Below are 18,142 nucleotides of genomic sequence, written 5' to 3'. Positions count from 1 at the left end.
CCGTGACTCCCCCTCGCTTCATCAGCTTCGAAGGCATCGACGGTGCCGGCAAGTCCACCCATTTGGAAGCCACGGAGGCCCGTCTGCGTGCCTGTGGCGCCGACGTGCTGCGCAGCCGCGAGCCCGGTGGCACGCCCCTGGCCGAGACCCTGCGAGAACTGGTGCTGCACCAAAGCATGGACCCGCTGACCGAGGCCCTGCTGGTGTTCGGTGCCCGGCGTGACCATTGGCTGACCGTGCTGGAGCCGGCGCTAGCGGCCGGCCGCGTGCTGCTGTGCGACCGCTTTGCCGATGCCAGCTTTGCCTACCAGGGCGGCGGCCGTGGCGTGGCCTGGGAGCAGTTGGAAACCCTGGAGCAATGGACCGTCGCGGGTCGCCGCCCGGACCTGACCTTGTGGTTTGACCTGGACCCTGCAGAAGCCGCCCGACGCCGCGCGGCAGCGCGCGACGCCGACCGCTTTGAAGCCCAGGATCTGGAATTCTTCGAGCGCGTCCGGGACGCCTATGCGCGCCGTGCCGCCGCCGAGCCCGAGCGCTTTGTGCGCCTTGACGCTGGGCAAGCCGTGTCCGCCGTCGGTGCTCAACTGGCGGCGGCCCTGCAGGAGCGCGGCTGGTGATGGCCCCGCTGCCGGATTTCCTGCAGGGCGCCTTGCAGCAGGCACTCAGCCTGGGCAAGACCCACGCGGTGTTGATCACCGGCCAGGCGGGACTGGGGCAGTTCGAGTTGGCCCGCGCGCTCAGCCAAGCCTGGTTGTGCGAGGACCATGCACCCGGCACACCGGCCTGCGGCCACTGCGCCTCCTGCCATCTGGTGGCGCAGCGCAGCCACCCCGATGAGCGCTGGCTGCTGCCGGCTGCCTTGCGCGTGCAGCTTGGCTTCGAGGAGGCACCGGCCGAAGGCAAGGCCAAACCGAGCAAGGAAATCCGCATCGACGAAGTGCGGGCGATGCTGGACTTCAGCATTTCCACCAGCGGCCGGGGCCAGGGCAAGGTGGTGGGCATCCACCCGGCCGAGGCCCTCAATACCGTTGCGGCCAATGCCTTGCTCAAGACCCTGGAAGAGCCGGGCGGCGCCTTGCGCTTTGTGCTGAGCTGCGCCGCGCCAGACGAACTCTTGCCCACCATTCGATCGCGCTGCCAGGTGCTGCAGCTGGAGGCCCCCAGCGCCGCGCAGGCCACCCAGTGGCTGGCCCATCAAGGCCTGCCCGCGGCAGACGCGCAAACGCTGCTGAGCCTTTCAGCCGGCCGACCCGGCCAGGCCTTGAGCTGGCACAGCGCCGGTTTGAATACGCAACGCCTGGCGGCCTTGGTGACGGACGCTCAGCAGGGCGATCTGAGCGCCCATGAAGCCCTGGGGCTGCCCACGCTCATCGACCTGTTGGCACGGCTGGCCCATGACCAATTGCGCCGTGCGCATGGCCAGGCCGCGCTCTACTTCGATGGCGCCAGCCTGCCACCGCCGGCCAAGGCCGAAGCCCTACAGCGCTGGGCGCAGGAGTTGCGCCAGGCGCGTGCCAAGGGTGAGCATCCGCTGACCCCGGGCCTGTGGCTCGACACCCTGGCGGCCCAGGCGCAGGCCGGCCTGCGGCCGGCCAAGGGATAGCCCAGCCCGCCGGCCTCAGACCCACCACTACACTCGCCGCCGTGAGCGATACCAAACTCCCCAATACGGCCGTGGCCGGTGCCGGCCGGCCCGGCGTCATCCAGCTGGTGTTCAAGGAAAAGGGCGCCCTCTACGCGGCCTACATCTCGCTGTTCACGGATGGCGGCTTGTTCGTGCCCAGCACGCGCGACTACCGGCTGGGCGAAGACGTCTATCTGCTGATCGCCTTGCCCGATGACGCCGCACGTTATCCCGTGGCCGGCAAGGTGGCCTGGGTGACGCCGCCCAATGCGGCCGGTGGTCGCACGCAGGGCATCGGGGTGCGTTTCCCCAGCGACGAGAAGACGCGCCAGATCAAGCACAAGATCGAGGAGATCTTGGGCACCAGCATTTCGTCTTCCAAGCCCACCCAGACCATCTGAGGCGGGCTCTTGCCCCCAATGCTCGCGCGGGGGCTGCGACCATGTTCATCGACTCTCACTGCCATCTGAGCTTCCCCGAGTTGCGCCAGCAACTGCCCGACCTGCTGGCCGCCATGCGCGCCGCGCGGGTGCATCAGGCGCTGTGCATCTGCACCACGATGGAAGAGTTCCCCACCGTCCTCAGCCTGGCCGAGCAACACCCCGAGTTGTGGGCCAGCGTGGGCGTGCACCCTGACAACGAAGACGTGCATGAGCCCGATGTGGCCGAGTTGCTGCAGGCTTCGCAACATCCGCGCGTGCGCGCCATCGGCGAAACCGGCCTGGACTACTACCGCTTGAACGGCCGCAGCCTGGCCGACATGGAGTGGCAGCGCGAGCGCTTTCGGGTGCATATCCGCGCGGCCGTGCAGGCCGATCTCCCGCTGGTGATCCACACCCGCTCCAGCGCGGCAGACACCCTGGCCATCCTGCGCGAGGAAGGGCAGGGCCGTGCGCGCGGTGTTTTCCACTGCTTCACCGAAGACCTGGCGGTTGCGCGCTCGGTGGTGGATCTGGGCTTTTACATCTCCTTCAGCGGCATCCTGAGCTTCAAGAATGCGGCTGACTTGCGCGAGGTGGCGCGCGCCATGCCGCAGGACCGGGTGCTGATCGAGACCGACAGCCCCTATCTGGCCCCGGTGCCCTACCGAGGCAAGCTCAATCAGCCGGCCTATGTGCCCCATGTGGCGGCGCAGCTGGCAGCGCTGTGGGCCCAACCGCTGGAAGCTGTGGCCGCGCAAACCAGCGCCAACGCGCGAGCCCTGTTTGGGCTGCCGGAGGCGCAGGCGTGAAGCGCAGGAACGCACTGGCAAATGGCGCATTGGGGGTACTCGGAGCCTTGGGGGCCGCCCTGGCGGTTCCGCCCGCGTGGTCCCAGGCCTGGAACGATCCGGTGTTGACCCTGTTTCGCTACATCGACATCGACAGTGGCGCGGCCGTGGCCGAGATGCTGCGTGCCGGGCAGGATCCCAATGTGCGCAATGACAAGGGCCAGCGCCCCCTGCATTGGGCGCTGATGCAGGAGTCGGCCAAATCCGTCAAGGCCTTGTTGGCCGAGCCGCGTACCGACGTCGAGGCCGTCAATGACAACGACGAGCGGCCGCTGATGATTGCCGCCCTGCGCGGGCGCCTGGACTGGGCGCAGGCGCTGGTGGCCCGCGGGGCCGCCATCGACCCGCAACGCGGAGAACGCCGCTGGTCCGCCCTGCATTACGCCGGCAGCGGACCGGACAACGGCGTGGCCAAGTGGCTGGTGGAGCAGGGCGCCGAACTGGATGCCCGATCAACCAACGGCACAACCCCGCTGATGATGGCCCTGGGCTACGGCAGCCTGGACACAGCCGTCATGCTGCTCGCGCGCGGCGCCAACTGGAACGCCCGCAACGACCTGGGGTTCAGCCCCTGGGACTTTGGACGCCGCGCAGGCAAAGCCGAAGCCATGCGCCGCCTGGGGCTGCGCGAGCCTGACACGGTGTCAGCAAAACCCTGACAAGACCCTTGGGCGCAGGCCCTCTGTTGCCAGCCTGCATGCATTCCTACAGTGAGGCCATCACTTTGAAAGGCCTCATCATGTTGCACTCCCATCTCGGCGATCCCTTTGCCTTGCTGCTGGACCCTGAGGGCGTGGCCCGCGAGGTGGCCGCTTCTGAACGCTTGGCCCGTCTTCGCAGCCGCATTTACCGGCCCTTGGATCGCCCCTTGATTCCCTTGAGTGGCTCAGCCGCTTCGGCCTGCGCGGACTTCGATGCCTGGCTGGACTCGGAGTTGCCTGAGGACGAGGCCATGGAAGTGGACATCGGCGAACCGCACTGAGCGCTCCGGCCCAGGGCCCGCACCGGGCCACAATCCTGGCAAGAGGGAGATCAATGGGCACTCAGGATCACAACGTCGTGAAGGAGAACCCGCGGGACGGGGGGGATCATGGGCTGCCGCCAAGCGCGACGGCAAACAAACCGCCGATTCGATCGGGCGGATTGCCCGAGCTCAAGGCTCTGTTCTGGCCGCTGGCGTTTTGGATCGGCCTTCTGTGTCTGGGTTCCTGGTTGGCGGATCGCTACCTGCTGCAGCGGCCCGCAGAGCCCCAGCCCTGGGTTGTTCCAGCCGAAAGTGGTTTGCAGTCGCCTGAGCCAAAGGCCTCAACGCCTTTCGGCGATTCGGTCAAGCTTTAGACCCCGCTGCGACCGTCCGTGCTCAGCCATTTCCTGCTGGGGCTTGAACCGGTGCTTGATCTGCTTGCTTTGCCGTTAGGGCGGGCGTCGCTGGCTGAGCCCCCATCACTCCCTATCCAACATGGCGACAATGTGCATTATGTAAACCAACTTGGACACGCAGACCCAGATGATTTGCGCTCAGGGTGAGGACGTCCGTTTGCCTTTGGACGTCCCCTAGATCCGCCGGAGCCTCACCCCTCTCGTTTGGCTGGCACATGGGTGAGTCGTGCCTGGCCGCGAGGCGCCGACTCCCGACCTCTCAACTCAACGAGAAGCACTGGAGCCCGCCGCGGGCATTGAGTTGCTCAACACCAAGCCCAAATCCAGCGCGCCCAACGCGGGAGGTACTGAGGCTTGGGCTGATAGTTTTGGCGCAACAAGGGATACATGAGGACTCCTGGCTGGATGCAATACCAGCACTGTATGCCCTTACAGACAAGAACACAAGCCAACTACTCCCCGCCAAAACCCTTGCCCGAAACACGCGACGAGAAGCCGAATGCCCATCGACCGCAGAGCCGCGCATTAGGGCCTGTCCCGGCTCACGAGCTCCAGATACTCGTCGAGGTTTGCATCGCCAGCCAAGGGCTTGACCATCACCCTCAGGTCCTGCACCAGCTCACCAATCTGAACACCCTCCCGTCGCTTGGCTTCAGCCCAACCCCTCGCACTCCAAAAGGCTTCGGCCGGCGCATTACCCACAACCACACCCAGGCGCACCCAGCGCGCACCGCAAGCGCGGGCATGGCGCTCGAAGGCATCCACCCAGTGGCGCGCAAGGCCTTGACGCTGTAGACGTTCATCGATCAAAAGCAAGCCCAAATGCCAGACGCCGTGGGCCAGCAAATCCTCGCTATAGACCAGCAAACCCTGGCAGTCGCCATCAGGCCCCAGCAATGCGAGCTTCCAGGTTCGCCCTTGAGGCCAATCAGGTGGCGGCGTCTCAGTCAGTTCCTGAAGGGCCTCGTCCGGCAGCCAAGGGCGGCCGGCGACGATCTGGCTGTAGCGTGGGTTGAGATCCAGGAAGGCCTGCAGCTGGGGCGCGTCCTCGGTGCCCAGGGCGACGGCGCGTCCTCGATCGCAAGTCAATCGCGTCGGACGAAGCGCCCACTCCGTGGGCGAAAAAGTTTTCTCATCCATGATCGGCAGGATAGCGACGCCGCCTAGAATCCGCGCCGCTCAGGAGAGAGTCCGTTCAATTGGCGGGCCGCCGAAGGCGCAGGCTTTGCAAGGTGACTTGCAGGGCCGAACGCTCAGGCAAAAGGACTGGGTACCGTGCGCGCAAGCGCACGTTCCGAGCTGGAGAGAGGCGAGCCATCAGGCCGCCCACCGAAGGGGCAAGCGGGGCGACCTGCCAATCTCTCAGGTAAAGCGGACAGCGAGGGCAAGCCGGTGCATCCCGACGGGGTTGCGCCTTATGACGACTTGTCCCTGTGAGGCTCCGCGATGACCACCCTGCTCAAGACCCCGCTGCACGCATTGCACGTCGAACTCGGCGCCAAGATGGTGCCTTTTGGCGGCTATGACATGCCCGTGCAATACCGCGAAGGCATCCTGGCCGAGCACCGCCACACCCGCACGGCCGCGGGCTTGTTCGATGTCTCGCACATGGGCCAGTTGCGCCTGGTCGGTCCCGATGCCGCCGCCGCACTGGAAACCCTGGTGCCGGTCGACATCATTGACCTCCCAGTCTTCAAGCAGCGCTATGCGCTCTTCACCGACGAGAACGGCGGCATCCTCGACGACCTGATGGTCTGCCGCCGGCCCGACGACCTGTTCGTGGTGGTCAACGCCGGCTGCAAGGTGCAGGACACCGCCCACATTAGGAAGCACCTCAGCAGCCGCTGCGAGGTCATCGAGAGCCCGGAGCGTGCGCTGTTGGCACTGCAAGGCCCACAGGCCGTCACCGCCCTGTCCCGTCTGGCACCCGGCGTCGAAAAGATGGTCTTCATGGACGGCGGCTTCTTCAAGATCGATGGCTTTGAGGCCTTCATCACCCGCAGCGGCTACACCGGCGAAGACGGCTACGAGATCTCCATCCACGAACGCGACGCCATGGCCGTGGCGCGCTTGTTGCTGGACCAACCCGAGGTCAAGCCCATCGGACTGGGCGCGCGCGACACCTTGCGCCTGGAGGCGGGCCTTTGCCTCTACGGCCACGACATCACCACCACCACCACCCCGGCGGAAGCTGCGTTGACCTGGGCGATCCAGAAGGTGCGTCGCAGTGGCGGCGCGCGTGCCGGTGGCTACCCCGGCTATGCGGTGATCGACCCGCAATTGCCCAATACCCAGGCGGCCCAACCCAGCCCGGTGCAGCGCAAGCGCGTGGGTCTGGTCTCGAACGAAAAGATGCCGGTGCGCGAGGGCGCCAAGCTGGTAAGTGCCGAAGGCGTTGAACTCGGCACCGTCACCAGCGGCACCCTGGGCCCCACGGTCGGCCATCTGGTGGCCATGGGCTATGTGGCCAGCAGCCATGCGGCCATCGGCACCGAAGTCTTCGCGCTGGTGCGCGACAAGCGGGTGGCCATGAAGGTCGCCGCCATGCCTTTCGCCCCGCAACGCTATTTCCGCGGTTGAACCCTTTCCATTTCTTAGGAGCACCGACATGACCATCAAGTACACCCCCGACCACGAGTGGATCGAAGTTCACGGCGACGGCACCGCCACCGTCGGCATCACCCACCACGCTCAGGACGCCCTGGGCGATGTGGTGTTCGTGGACCTGCCTGAAATCGGCAAGAGCTATGCGCCGAAGGAAATCGCCGGCGTGGTCGAGTCGGTCAAGGCCGCCGCTGACGTCTACATGCCGGTGACCGGCGAGATCGTCGAAGTCAACGAAGGCCTGCGCGCCGACCCCGCCCTGGCCAACACCGACCCGCTCAAGGCCGGCTGGTTCTTCAAGGTCAAGCTGGCCAACCCGGCCGAGTTGGACGCCATGATGGACAGCACCGCCTACGACGACCTGCTGAAGAACAGCTGATCGCCCTGCCCCGCTGAACCCTCGGCCCGCCTGTTTGGTGGGCCGACTCGTATTTGCCGAGAACTGCCGAGACCGCGCCATGCCCACGCCGCTGCACCTGCTTGAAGACGCCACCGAATTCCACGCCCGCCACATCGGCCCCGACGCCGCTGACGAAGCCGCCATGTGCGCCGCCATCGGCGTGGGCTCGCGCGCCGCGCTGATCGATGCGGTGGTGCCTGCCAGCATTCGCCGCGGCAACGCCATGGACCTGCCGCCGGCCTGCACCGAGCAGCAGGCCTTGGCCGAGCTGAAGGAATTGGCCGGCAAGAACCAAGTGCTCAAGAGCTTCATCGGCCAGGGCTATTACGGCACCCACACGCCCGGCGTGATCCTGCGCAACATCCTCGAGAACCCCGCCTGGTACACCGCCTACACGCCCTACCAGGCCGAGATCTCGCAGGGCCGCATGGAAGCCTTGGTGAACTTCCAGACCATGGTCTGCGACCTGACCGGCATGGACATCGCCAACGGCTCCATGCTGGACGAAGCCACCTCGGCCGCCGAGGCCGTGACCCTGGCCAAGCGCTCGGTGAAGTCCAAGAGCAACCGCCTGGTCGTGGCCGGCGATGTACACCCGCAGACCATCGAAGTCATCCGCACCCGCTGCGCTCCGCTGGGTCTGACGGTGGACGTGGGCATGGCCCCGGACCTGATGAAGGACGGCGACTACTTCGCCGTCGTCTGCCAATACCCCAGCACCACCGGCCTGATCCATGACCTGAAGGCCACGGCCGAGGCCGTGCATGCCGTCGGTGCCGCCCTGATCGCTTGTGCCGACCTGCTGGCCCTGACCCTGATCCAAGCCCCGGGCGAGTTCGGCGCCGACATCGTGGTGGGCAACACCCAGCGCTTCGGCATGCCCATGGGCTGCGGCGGCCCGCACGCCGCCTATCTGGCTTGCAAGGACGCCTTCAAGCGCTCCATGCCCGGCCGCTTGGTCGGTGTGTCCAAGGATTCGCAAGGCAACCCGGCCTACCGCCTGGCCCTGCAGACCCGCGAGCAGCACATCCGCCGCGAAAAGGCCACCTCCAACATCTGTACCGCCCAGGTGCTGCCGGCCGTCGTGGCCTCGATGTACGCGGTCTATCACGGCCCGCAGGGACTCAAGCGCATCGCCGAGCGCGTGGCCCGTTTCGCCGCCGTGCTGGCCCAGGGCCTGAGCCAAGCCGGCGTCAAGGTAGTCACCCCGCACGCCTTTGACACCATCACCGTCGAATGCGACGCCGCCGCCGTGATGGCCCGCGCGCTGGCCGATGGCGCCAATTTGCGCCAGTTGAGCCGCCAGCACGTCAGCGTGGCCCTGGACGAGACCACCACCCGCGCTGACGTGGAAGCGCTGTGGTCCTGGTTCGCACCTGGCGCTGCAAGCAGCCAACTGGATTTGGCCGCGATCGCCGAGACGGTGGACAGCCTGATCCCCGCCCATCTGCGTCGCAGTTCGGCCTATCTGACGCACCCGGTGTTCAACACCCACCACAGCGAAACCGAGATGCTGCGCTACATCCGCAGCCTCTCGGACAAGGACCTGGCGCTGGACCGCGCCATGATCCCGCTGGGCTCGTGCACGATGAAGCTGAACGCCACCTCGGAGATGATCCCCATCACCTGGCCCGAATTCGCGCAAATCCATCCCTTCGCCCCTCAAGACCAGCTGGCCGGCTACACCGAGCTGAACGAGCTGCTCACCGGTTGGCTCTGCCAGGCCACCGGCTATTCGGGCATCAGCCTGCAGCCCAATGCCGGCTCGCAGGGTGAGTACGCCGGTCTGCTGGCCATCCAGGCCTGGCACGCCAGCCGGGGTGAGGCGCACCGCAATATCTGCCTGATCCCCGAATCGGCCCACGGCACCAACCCGGCTTCGGCCCAGATGGTGGGCATGCAGGTGGTGGTGACCAAGTGCGACAAGGAAGGCAACATCGACCTCGCCGACTTGCAGGCCAAGTGCGAGCAGTACGCCGCCAAGCTGGCCGCCATCATGATCACCTACCCCTCCACCTATGGCGTGTTCGACACCCATGTGAAGGAGATCTGCGCCATGGTTAAAGCCCATGGCGGCCGGGTGTACGTGGACGGCGCCAATATGAACGCCCTGGTGGGCGTGGCGGCCCCGGGCCAGTTCGGTGGCGATGTGTCGCACCTGAACCTTCACAAGACCTTCTGCATCCCTCACGGCGGCGGCGGCCCGGGCGTGGGCCCGGTCTGCGTGGTCGAAGATCTGGTGCCCTTCTTGCCGGCACACCGCACGGCGGGCCTGGGCGCAGACACCAATATCGGTGCCGTTTCGGCCGCGCCGCTGGGCAACGCCGCCGTGCTGCCGATCAGCTGGATGTACATCCGCATGATGGGCGCCGATGGCCTGCAAAAGGCCACCGAGACCGCCATCCTGTCGGCCAACTACATCGCCGCGCGCCTGAGCGGGCACTACGACATCCACTTCAGCGGCGGCATTGCCGGCGTCAAGGGCGGTGGCGTGGCGCATGAGTGCATCCTGGACCTGCGCCCCCTGAAGGACAGCAGCGGCGTGAGCGCCGAAGACGTGGCCAAGCGCCTGATCGACTACGGCTTCCACGCCCCCACACTTTCCTTCCCGGTGGCTGGCACGCTGATGGTCGAACCCACTGAGAGCGAGTCGCGCTATGAGCTGGATCGCTTCATCGACGCGATGATCCAGATCCGCCACGAGATCGCAGATGTGGAGGCTGGCAAGCTCAGCCGCGAAGACAACCCGCTCATCCATGCACCGCACACCGCCCTGGTCTGCAGCGCCAACGAGTGGGCCCATGCGTATAGCCGCGAAGTGGCCGCCTTCCCGGTGCCGTCGCTGCGTCGCGCCAAGTATTGGGCGCCGGTGGGCCGGGTGGACAACGTCTACGGTGACCGCAATCTGTTCTGCAGCTGCGTGCCGATGTCGGAATTCGCCGACGAGCAAGCCAGCCCCGCCAACTAAGGAGCCGCGCCATGGCCGTGTCGGTTTTCGACCTCTTCAAGATCGGCATCGGCCCATCGAGCAGCCACACTGTGGGCCCGATGCGCGCGGCGCGCCTCTTCGGCCTGCGCTTGGCCAGCGAGGGCTTGCTGGAGGATGTGGCGCGTGTCCAGGTGATCCTCTACGGTTCTCTGGGTGCCACCGGCAAGGGTCATGGCAGCGACAAAGCCGTGCTGCTGGGCCTGGCCGGGCATGAGCCGGACACGGTGGACATCGAGGCCATCCCGACCTATCTGGACACGATTCGCGGCGGTCGACTCAGTGTGGTGGGCCAGAAGGATGTGGGCTTCGTTGAGTCCACCGACCTGATCTTCAAACGCCGCGAGTCCCTGCCCTTCCATGCAAATGGCATGCGCTGCCTGGCCTTCGATTCAGCGGGCCAGGAGATCGCCAACCGGGTCTATTACTCGGTGGGCGGCGGCTTCATCGTCAGCGACGAGGTGGCTGCCGACGGCAGCAAGCAAAAGGTGATCGCACCCGATGCCACCGTCCTGCCCTACCCCTTCAAGACCGGCGATGAGTTGCTGGCCCAGGCCAAACGGCACGGACTGTCGATCGCCCAGATCATGCGGCGCAATGAGGCCCACTGGCGGCCGGATGCCGAGACCCGCGCCGGCCTCTTGAAAATCTGGCAGGTGATGCAGGACTGCGTGACGCGCGGCTGCAAGACCGAGGGCATCCTGCCCGGTGGCTTCAAGGTCAAGCGGCGCGCCGCCGATCTGCATGCCCAACTCACCGCCAACCCCGAGGCCGCGCTGCGCGATCCGCTGCAGGTGATGGACTGGGTCAACCTCTACGCCCTGGCGGTCAACGAGGAAAACGCCGCTGGCGGCCGCGTGGTCACTGCGCCCACCAACGGCGCGGCCGGCATCGTGCCGGCGGTGTTGCACTACTACTCGCGCTTCTTCCATGGGGCAACCGAGGACGGCGTGGTCGACTTCCTGCTCACCGCCGCCGCCATCGGCATCCTCTACAAGGAAAACGCCAGCATCAGCGGCGCCGAGGTGGGTTGCCAGGGCGAGGTGGGCGTGGCCTGTTCGATGGCCGCCGGCGCCTTGTGCGCGGTGATGGGCGGCACGCCCGAGCAGGTGGAAAACGCCGCCGAGATCGGCATGGAGCACCACCTGGGCCTGACCTGCGATCCGGTGGGCGGCCTGGTCCAGATCCCCTGCATCGAGCGCAACGCTATCGCCTCGGTCAAGGCCATCAATGCCGCCCGCATGGCCCTGCGCGGCGACGGCACGCACTTTGTCAGCCTGGACAAGGTCATCAAGACCATGCGCGACACCGGTGCCGACATGATGACCAAGTACAAGGAAACCGCCCGCGGCGGTCTTGCGGTCAATATCGTCGAGTGTTGAGCGCGGGGGCGGCACTGTGTGCCGCTCACACCGCTAGCGCCGTTCCCGGCGTTCGCGGCGCTCCCGCAGAGTCACGCACTCGGCGTGCTCGCGGTAACGTGGTTCTTCGCAATTGCGCTCGATGCAGCGCCACAGTGCGATGAAGACCCGGTCGCCACAGGCAGCACGCGGATCTTCATGACCCACAGCAGTCTCAGGCTCGGCCTGAACAGCGGGTTGCGCCACAGCCGGTTCAGGCTTGGCCAGGCGCGGCAATCGGGCCGCAGGCGGCCTTGATGCGGCGGGTTCAGCGGATGCCACCGATTTGGGAGCAGTGATCGCCGAGGCCGGCGACTTGCCAGTGGACTCCAGCCCGGCGACCGCACCGGCCTTCCCTGTCTGAACCGTCGGCGGCACGACAGGAACGGCGCTGGTCTGCGTTGCAGGAGTCGAGGCCGCGGTCACCGCAGCCGAAGAGGGCGCGCTGGCCGCGTCCGCGTGGGTCAGATCAGCAGATTCGGCGCCTGGCGGGCCAGCCGGTCGACTGACCAACACCCACCAAAAGCTGGTCAACAGCACCAGGCCCAAGGCGCCCGCACCCCACCACCATGCCTTGGGCAGGCCCTTGGCCACTTCCTTGTGGTCTTGGCTGGGCAAGGCCCCTGCAACAGAAAGGGGGCCCGACTTGGCGGTCTGGGGTGCTGGGGCTGCCGCTGCGGGTTGTGGCGCAGGCTTCGGTGCCGAAGCGGACGCCGGACTCTGCACTGCAGCGACTGGGGGGGCCTGGTGCAGCGGCTGCGTCACCGCCTGATCCATGACGGCCGCTGCCGGCAAGATCTGCGTGAACTCGTAACCCTGGTCGGCGGCCATTGGCGCCGGTGCGGCAGACGGTAACGCTGCCGCGACGCTGGAGCCCTTATCAGCAGGTGGCGGCAGATTGGGCCGCACCACCGGCAGCGTGCGGTCGCCCATCAGCGCATCGCGCATTTCCGCCATGGACTGGGGCCGCATGCTGGGGCGAACCGAGAGCGCCCAATCAATGGCTGCACGGAAATGGCGCGAGTGCATGGGCCAGTCGCGCCGTTGCGCCAGCGGCACCATCTCGTCTACCACCGCACGGGTGGTAGCCAGGGGCGGCGGTGTGCCCACCAACAAATAGTGCAGCACCGCACCCAGCGAGTACACATCGGTCCAGGCGCCTTGGCGCAGCTGGGTGGTCTCGCCGTATTGCTCGATGGGCGCGTAACTGGGCTTGAAGATGGCAGTCAGGCTCTGCGTGCGGTCGCCGATCACGCGGCGGGCCGCGCCAAAGTCCAGCAGGATGGGGTCGGCCCCATCGCTGGGAAGCAGGATGTTGTCGGGTGCGATGTCGCGGTGGAACACCTGCTCGGCATGCAACAACTCCAGCGCCTCGATCAAGGGCAACACGCGTTTCATGATCCAGGCCTCGCCCGGCGCGTCCCCACTGGCCTCGCGCACCTGCTTCAGGGTTTTGCCCTGCAGGTATGGCATCACCATATAGGCGGTGCCATTGGCTTCCCAGAAGCGATAGACCTTGAGCAGCGAGGGGTGGTCAAAGCGCGCCAGCATGCGCGCCTCGTTCACGAAGCTGCGCAGGCCCAGTTCAAAGGTTTCGACCACTTGCGAAGAGCGCACCACCACCGTCGTGCTTTGCTGGCGCTGCGCCAACTGCGACGGCATGTATTCCTTGATGGCGACCTGCCGCTCCAGCGCATGATCCATGGCCAGATAGACGATGCCAAAGCCGCCCACACCCAGCACGCGCAGGATTTCCAGCTCACCAAAGCGCGTGCCGGCTGGCAAGGCATTGGGTTCATCGATCAGGGGGGGGACGGTGTCGCTCATGGATCCTCGGCAAGGGGCGACACCTTACCTCAATGAAGAAGGCACCCGCCTCCGCGGGTGCCCTCATCTGAGTGCCGGTGACTACTTGTCGTCGGCGGGACTGAGGCCGAGCGACACCGGCTGGTTCAGGTCAGCCGCTGACACGGCCTTCTTGCCACGCACCAGGTAGCTGTAGAGCACCGGCACCACCACCAGGGTCAGCAAGGTCGAGGTGATCACCCCGCCGATGATGGCTCGGCCCATGGGTGCCTGGATCTCGCCGCCGTCGTTGAGCGCCAGGGCCAGGGGCAGCATGCCGAACACCATGGCCGCGGTGGTCATCACGATCGGACGCATGCGCGTCAGGCCGGCCTCCACCAGGGCTTCCACGACCGACAGACCCGCCTTGCGCATCTGATTGGCGCGGTCGACCAGCAGGATGGCGTTCTTGGTCACCAGGCCCATCAGCATCACCAGACCGATCATCGAGAACACGTTCAGCGTCGAGTTCCACAGCAGCAAGGCCAGCATCACCCCGATCAACGCCAGCGGCAGGCTGGCCATGATGGCCAAGGGCTGGATGAAGCTGCCGAACTGGCTGGCCAGCACGATGTAGATGAAGATCGCCGCCAGGGCCATGGCCTGGAGCAGACCGCTGAAGGCTTCGGCCTGCTCCTTGCTCTGGCCGCCGATGTCAAAGCTCAGGCCCGGGGGCAACTCGGTTTCCTTGATGAGCTTGTCCACGGCTGCGCTGACCTCACCCACGCTGGCACCATTGACGCCCGCGATGATGGCCTCGCGACGTTGCAGGTTCTGACGTCGGATCACCTCGGGGTTGAACACCGGCTCAATGGTGGCCACTTGGTCCAGCGCAATGGGTGAGCCGTCGCGGGCATAGGCCACGGGCAGCTTGGCCATTTGGTCCACGCGCTCGCGCATTTCCTTGGGCAGGCGCAGATTCACCTCCACCTGGGCGCCATCGGGGGCGGTCCAGAACGTTGCGGCGTCGCCATTCACATAGGTGCGCAGCGCATTGGCCAGTTGCGGGGCGGTCAGGCCCAGCTCACGCGCGGCCGAGTCCTTCAGGCGCACGGCATAGGCGGGCAGGCCCGGCTTGGAGGTGGTCTCCACGTCCACGGCGCCCTTGACCTTGCGCAGTTTGGCGGCGAACTCTTCGGCCACACGCGCCAGGGCCTCGCTGTCATTGCCCAGAATGGCCACATAGATGGGCTTGCCCCAGCCGACGCTGAGTTCCACGCCCGCCACCTGCTCGATCGCCTTGCGCACCTCGGCCTCGAACTCTTTCTGCGAGCGCTTGCGCTCACGTTTGTCCTTCAGCGCGATCTGCAGCGAAGCCTGAGCGCGCCCCGTTGCAAAGCCTTCGCCGCTGGCGCCCACGGTGGTGGAGATGGTCTTGACCTCGGGCATGGCTGCCACGATGGCCTCGACCTGCAGCACCTTGGCATTGGTGCGCTCCAGGCTGGAGCCGGTGGGCATGCGCAGATTGATTTGCGTGAAGCCTTGGTCGGTCTCGGGTACGAACTCGCTACCCACCACGCCGGCCAGACCAATGGCCACCACAAAGCTGGCCGTGGCACCCCACATGACCAGGCCGCGTGGCGTCAGGGTCGCCAGGCGCCAGCGGCGGGCCTGGGTCTTGTCGCGGCGGTTTTCGGCATCAAAGGGCCGGGCGTAGACAGGAATGGGCGGCACGAACACGCGATACCGCTTGGTGCCCAAGGCCCAGCGAATGCTGCGCTCGTATACGCGGTGCAGCGCATCCATCATCCGGTCGCTGGTGTCCAGCAGCCAGCCAATGGCCGGGCCCACCACGCGCCAGCGGCGCATGGGGGCGGCGCCGGGGTCGTGCCAGACGGCCGACAGCATGGGGTCCAGCGTGAAGCTGACAAACAGACTCACCAGCACCGCCACCGCCACCGTGATGCCAAAGGGGTAGAAGAACTTGCCGATCACCCCGCCCATGAAGGCCACGGGCACGAACACCGCGCAGATGGCAAAGGTGGTGGCCAGCACGGCCAGACCAATTTCGTTGGTGCCGTCAAAGGCCGCCTGGCGGTGGCTCTTGCCCATGGCCACATGGCGCACGATGTTCTCGCGCACCACGATGGCGTCGTCGATCAAAAGACCGATCACGAGCGAGAGCGCCATCATGGTCATGAAGTTCAGCGTGAAGCCAAACGCATAGACGGCGATGAAGCTGGAGATCACCGCGATCGGCAGGGTCAGCCCGGTGATGACGGTGGAGCGCCAGCTGTGCAGGAACAGGAAGACGATGGCGATGGTCAGCAGCGCGCCCTCGATCAGGGTGTGCTTGAGGCCATCCAGCGAGCCTTTCACAAAGTCCGAGCTGGCCCAGATCTCGCGCAGCTCAACGTCGGCCGGTAGGGTCTTGCGCAGATCGGCCAGGGCCTCTTTGACGGCCTCGCCGGCCTTCACGACATTGGCGTCTTGCTGTTTGAAGACGTTGAAGGTGATGGCCGGCTTGCCATCGATGCGCGACAGGCTGTCAGGCTCACGCTCGCGCTCGCTCAGGACGCCCAGATCTCCCAGAGTCAGGGCCAGATTGCCGCGCCGCGCCACCACCACGTAGTTGAAGGCGCGCGGGTCTTTGATGCGTCCCTCAAGGCGCAGGGCGGACTCGAGCTGCCGATCGCTCAGCAAGCCGATGGCCTGGTCGCCATTGGCCTCGCGCAGGGCCTGGGCAATCTCGGCCACCGTCACGCCGTATGCGCGCAGGCGCTGCGGGTCCAGATCGATGCGGACTTCGCGGCTGGCCTGGCCCGAGAGGCCCACCACCGCCACGCCCTCGGCGCGCTGGATGCGCTTGACCACGGTCTGCTCCGCCATCAGCGAGAGCTCGCGCAGCGAACGATTGGGGCTGATCAGCGCCGCCACCATCACGGGCTGATTGCCCTCTTGGAAGCGATTGATCATGGGGGGCTTCACATCGCGGGGGAAGGCCGCCTGCGCCAGGGCCACGCGATCACGCAGGTCCTGCATGGCCCGGTCCATATTGGTGTCGAGCGTGAACTCGACACTCATCTGTGCGCGGCCTTCAAAGCTGCGCGACTGAATGCGTTTCACCCCGGCGATGGTGTTGACCGCTTCCTCCAGGGTCTTCGCCACTTCGCGCTCGACCGCATCCGGACCGGCTCCGGGGTAGCGCACGTCGATCCAGGCGCCGGGCAAGCTGATCTCGGGCATCTGTTCAACACCCAGGCGATTGAAGGCAAACAGACCCAGCACGCACAGGGCCACCATGACCATGGTGGCAAAGACAGGGTTGTTGATGGAAACGCGGGTCATCCACATGGCATGCCCCCTCAGCGCTGGACCGTGCTCAGCGCGGCCACTTTGGCCTTACTGGCGTCGTCGGACTTGGCCGTGTCGATCAGGGCCTTACTGCCCTCGCGCAGGTTGTCGTAGCGCGCGGCCAGCACCTGGGCGGTGGCGTCGACCCCGGCCAGGATCTCGACCCGGCCTTCTTTGGCGTCCTGGCGGCCGGTGGTCACCAGGCGGCGCTTGAGCTCACCCTTGTCGATCACCCATACCGCCTGTTGGCCGGCCGATCCCATCAGCGCGCTGACCGGCAGGGTCAGGCGCGGTTCCGGATCGTCCAAAGTGACGCGGGCCACGGCGTACTGGCCGGCGCGCAGGTGTTCGGCCGCATTGGGCACGCTGAGGATCACGCCAATGGAGCGCGTGCCCGGCTCGGCGGCCGGATTGATGCGGCTCAGCTTGGCGGTCACCGGCTCGGCCTGACCCTCGATTTGCAGCTGGGCCGTCATGCCGGGCTTCAGGCGCGCCACCTCGTGCGTGCCCACCAGGCCGGCCAGCTCCAGCTGGCTCAGGTCCACCACGGTGACGACCGGCTGCTCCAGCTGCAGCTTTTCACCCGGCACGGCGTGGCGCTTGGCCACCCAACCGCTGATGGGTGCGGTCAACGTGGATTGACGCAGCGCCACTTGCACGGTCTGCAGCTGGGCCTGGGCTGCGGCCAGCTGCGCACGGGCGGTGTCGAGCTGGCTGCGGCTGTTGTCCAGCGCGGTCGGCGCAATGAAGTTCTGGCGGGCCAGCCCGTCATTGGCGTTGAAGCTGCGCTCGGCCTGCAAGGCCTGGGCACGCGCGGCTTCCACAGTGGCTGCACGTTCGGCCACGCGCTGGCGCAGGTCCTCCAGGTCCAGGCTGCCCAGGGACTGTCCGGCCTTGACGCGGCTGCCCTCTTGGGCCGCCAGGTTCAGCAGCACCCCACCCGACTTGGCCCGCACGATGGCGGTATTGGGGGCGACCAAGGGCCCACTGAATTCGATCTGCGCGGCCAGCTTTTGAGCCTGCGGCTGCACCACCTCCGCCGGGCTGAAGCGCACCGTCTTGACTTCGTCCTTTTTGGCCTGCTTGCCCTCGGGCTTGGCCTCGTTCTTGCCTGCACCAACGGCCACACCGGCCGCGATGGCCAGCGCCAGCGCGCTGAGTCCGCCGCCGATCCACCAGCGCTTTTGAGTTTGGGTCTTGTGAACTTGGGACTTGTTCTGGGTCTGCAGCAGCATCTCGGGCCCCTGATATAGGAAAACGGGGCGATGCTAGGCAGGCTGTGATGGAAGTCCAGAAGTCAGTCGACGAGTTGCAGGCTTGGGCGCCTGGAATGCGCCCG

Annotated in this window: 14 protein-coding genes and 2 riboswitches; of the genes, 10 read left to right on the top strand and 4 right to left on the bottom strand. The window is 66.5% G+C overall.

Annotated elements, in window-relative coordinates:
- Positions 1-2: 2 nt before the first annotated feature.
- The 6 genes from tmk (at position 3) to FF090_RS10170 (ending at position 3,876) form a co-directional block, all read left to right on the top strand.
- Complete coding sequence (gene tmk / locus FF090_RS10195; RefSeq protein ID WP_138856623.1) at positions 3-617, top strand: dTMP kinase; 615 nt, start codon at positions 3-5, stop codon at positions 615-617.
- On the top strand, positions 617-1,603 hold the full coding sequence (gene holB / locus FF090_RS10190; RefSeq protein ID WP_175423610.1) for a DNA polymerase III subunit delta': 987 nt from the start codon (positions 617-619) through the stop codon (positions 1,601-1,603). Before tmk ends, holB begins: the two co-directional genes overlap by 1 nt.
- 41 nt (positions 1,604-1,644) lie before the next feature.
- The gene (locus FF090_RS10185) at positions 1,645-2,025 is read left to right on the top strand and encodes a PilZ domain-containing protein (RefSeq protein WP_138856621.1); all 381 of its coding nucleotides are present in this window, start codon (positions 1,645-1,647) and stop codon (positions 2,023-2,025) included.
- A 41-nt stretch (positions 2,026-2,066) separates the two neighbouring features.
- The gene (locus FF090_RS10180) at positions 2,067-2,855 is read left to right on the top strand and encodes a TatD family hydrolase (RefSeq protein WP_138856620.1); all 789 of its coding nucleotides are present in this window, start codon (positions 2,067-2,069) and stop codon (positions 2,853-2,855) included.
- Positions 2,852-3,553 (top strand): ankyrin repeat domain-containing protein, encoded by a 702-nt coding sequence (locus FF090_RS10175; RefSeq protein WP_138856619.1) that lies wholly within the window; start codon positions 2,852-2,854, stop codon positions 3,551-3,553. Before FF090_RS10180 ends, FF090_RS10175 begins: the two co-directional genes overlap by 4 nt.
- 80 nt (positions 3,554-3,633) lie before the next feature.
- Positions 3,634-3,876 carry a hypothetical protein gene (locus FF090_RS10170; protein ID WP_138856618.1) on the top strand — a complete coding sequence of 81 codons (243 nt, stop codon included), beginning with the start codon at positions 3,634-3,636 and terminating at the stop codon, positions 3,874-3,876.
- 923 nt (positions 3,877-4,799) lie between these two features.
- Here the strand turns inward: FF090_RS10170 and FF090_RS10165 are convergent.
- Positions 4,800-5,414 (bottom strand): GNAT family N-acetyltransferase, encoded by a 615-nt coding sequence (locus tag FF090_RS10165; protein WP_138856617.1) that lies wholly within the window; start codon positions 5,412-5,414, stop codon positions 4,800-4,802.
- A gap of 30 nt (positions 5,415-5,444) precedes the next feature.
- Positions 5,445-5,553, top strand: a riboswitch (glycine riboswitch).
- A 10-nt stretch (positions 5,554-5,563) separates the two neighbouring features.
- Positions 5,564-5,663, top strand: a riboswitch (glycine riboswitch).
- A gap of 57 nt (positions 5,664-5,720) precedes the next feature.
- On the opposite strand from FF090_RS10165, the gene gcvT reads away from it, so the two are divergent.
- The 4 genes from gcvT (at position 5,721) to FF090_RS10145 (ending at position 11,646) form a co-directional block, all read left to right on the top strand.
- Positions 5,721-6,854 carry a glycine cleavage system aminomethyltransferase GcvT gene (gcvT, locus tag FF090_RS10160; RefSeq protein WP_138856616.1) on the top strand — a complete coding sequence of 378 codons (1,134 nt, stop codon included), beginning with the start codon at positions 5,721-5,723 and terminating at the stop codon, positions 6,852-6,854.
- 28 nt (positions 6,855-6,882) lie between these two features.
- Positions 6,883-7,257: a glycine cleavage system protein GcvH gene (gcvH, locus tag FF090_RS10155; protein ID WP_138856615.1), complete on the top strand. Its 375-nt coding sequence runs from the start codon at positions 6,883-6,885 to the stop codon at positions 7,255-7,257.
- A 79-nt stretch (positions 7,258-7,336) separates the two neighbouring features.
- Positions 7,337-10,246, top strand: a complete 2,910-nt coding sequence (gene gcvP, locus FF090_RS10150) for an aminomethyl-transferring glycine dehydrogenase (RefSeq protein ID WP_138856614.1) — start codon at positions 7,337-7,339, stop codon at positions 10,244-10,246.
- Positions 10,247-10,257: 11 nt separating this feature from the next.
- Positions 10,258-11,646 (top strand): L-serine ammonia-lyase, encoded by a 1,389-nt coding sequence (locus FF090_RS10145; RefSeq protein ID WP_138856613.1) that lies wholly within the window; start codon positions 10,258-10,260, stop codon positions 11,644-11,646.
- Positions 11,647-11,679: 33 nt separating this feature from the next.
- On the opposite strand, the gene FF090_RS10140 is transcribed toward FF090_RS10145, so the two are convergent.
- The 3 genes from FF090_RS10140 to FF090_RS10130 form a co-directional block, all read right to left on the bottom strand.
- Entirely contained in the window at positions 11,680-13,491 is a 1,812-nt protein-coding gene (locus FF090_RS10140) for a serine/threonine protein kinase (RefSeq protein ID WP_138856612.1), read from the bottom strand.
- Between the two features lie 81 nt (positions 13,492-13,572).
- Positions 13,573-16,803: an efflux RND transporter permease subunit gene (locus FF090_RS10135; RefSeq protein WP_138856611.1), complete on the bottom strand. Its 3,231-nt coding sequence runs from the start codon at positions 16,801-16,803 to the stop codon at positions 13,573-13,575.
- Between the two features lie 11 nt (positions 16,804-16,814).
- On the bottom strand, positions 16,815-18,038 hold the full coding sequence (locus FF090_RS10130; protein ID WP_138856610.1) for an efflux RND transporter periplasmic adaptor subunit: 1,224 nt from the start codon (positions 18,036-18,038) through the stop codon (positions 16,815-16,817).
- Positions 18,039-18,142: the final 104 nt, after the last annotated feature.

It is taken from the genome of Inhella inkyongensis (assembly GCF_005952805.1).
Lineage (GTDB): Bacteria > Pseudomonadota > Gammaproteobacteria > Burkholderiales > Burkholderiaceae_C > Inhella > Inhella inkyongensis.
Note: the sequence above shows the minus strand (reverse complement) of the source record. Positions and strands in the feature narration are given on the sequence as shown.